This window comes from Segeticoccus rhizosphaerae, from assembly GCF_009192725.1.
In the GTDB taxonomy this organism is placed as follows: domain Bacteria; phylum Actinomycetota; class Actinomycetes; order Actinomycetales; family Dermatophilaceae; genus Segeticoccus; species Segeticoccus rhizosphaerae.
Genome location: NZ_VOHR01000547.1, coordinates 1 through 1,446 on the forward strand (window position 1 = coordinate 1; position 1,446 = coordinate 1,446).

Genomic DNA, 1,446 nt, shown 5'->3' on the forward strand with positions numbered 1-1,446 from the left:
CCCGGGGACCGCCGCGGGCCGGTCGCCGGCGCGGCCGACGAGCTGCTCGCCCAGCTCGTCACGGGCGCGAGCGGCATGGTCGCCTGATGGCGGCTGATGAGCCCGTGTGGCGTCAGATCCTCGCCGGGCGGGCACCGACCGACGACCTCGTCTCCGCCGTGGTCGAGGACAGCGCAATCGTGCTGGGGACCGAGGGCGTCGGGCTGGCCCGCCAGCAACTGCGGTCCCAGGTGCTCGGGGCGGGTCCGCTCGAGTCGCTCCTCGCCGATCCCGAGGTCACCGACGTCCTGGTCAACGGTGTCGCGGGTGTCTGGGCGGACCGTGGGACCGGCCTTCGACGCGAGCCGCTCGCGGTGGGCGACGAGGCGCAGGTCCGACGGTTGGCGGTGCGGCTGGCGGGGCTCGCAGGCAAACGGCTCGACGACACCTCTCCCTTCGTCGACGGTCTGCTCCCGGGCGGTGTCCGGTTGCACGCCATCCTGCCGCCGCTCGTCGACGGCGGACCCCACCTCAGCCTGCGGGTGCCGCGCCGGGTGACTCCGACGCTGCAGCAGCTGCACGACTGGGGATCGTGCGACGCGACCATGCTCGAGGCGTTGCAGGCGCTCGTGCGTCGACGGATCGGTTTCGTGGTGAGCGGCGGCACCGGGTCCGGCAAGACCACCGTGCTCGGAGCGCTGCTCGGCGAGGTGCCGCGCGACGAACGCCTCGTGATCGTGGAGGACGTGCGAGAACTCGCCGTCGACCATCCGCACCTGGTGCGGCTGCAGGGCCGTAGCCCCAACGTCGAGGGCCGTGGCTCGATCACGCTGACCGCGCTCGTGCGCCAGTCGCTGCGGATGCGGCCCGACCGGCTGGTCGTCGGCGAGGTCCGCGGTGCCGAGGTCCGTGAGCTGCTGACGGCGCTCAACACCGGGCACGAGGGTGGCTGTGGCACCGTCCACGCCAATGCCCCGGCCGACGTGGTCGCGCGGTTCGAGGCGCTCGGAGCGTTGGCCGGCATGGGGCCCGCAGCAGTGCACGCGCAGCTGCTGAGCGCCCTCGAGGTGGTCGTCCACCTGTCGCGATCCGGCCCCGTGCGTGTGGTCGAGGAGCTGGCGGTGGTGGTGTCGGAGGGTGCTCGGCCCCGGGTGCTGCCGGCGCTCTCTCGTGGGCCGGACGGGTCCAGTGGTCGACGAGAGGGTTGGCCAAGGCTCGCCGAGATGCTGGCTCTCGAGGAGCAGCCCGAGCCGGCCACCGGTCCGGACGCTCCCACACGCCGCCCGGCAACATCGCCGCCGTCATGACCGCCGCGATGACCGCCGCCCTGGTGGCCCTGCTGGTTGCCGCGGTGCTGATCTGGCCGGCTCGTGGCTCGACAGTCCGCGCGCTCGCCGGCCGGGTCACGGCTGGCGCTGTTGGCACCGGCGCGGACGATCGGAGCGCTTCGCGCCCACCGGGCGCACT

At 73.9% G+C, this 1,446-nt stretch carries 1 protein-coding gene; it reads left to right on the top strand.

The features are described 5' to 3' along the window. Positions 1-86 precede the first annotated feature (86 nt). Positions 87-1,286 (top strand): TadA family conjugal transfer-associated ATPase, encoded by a 1,200-nt coding sequence (locus FRW57_RS21520; RefSeq protein ID WP_152187029.1) that lies wholly within the window; start codon positions 87-89, stop codon positions 1,284-1,286. Positions 1,287-1,446: the final 160 nt, after the last annotated feature.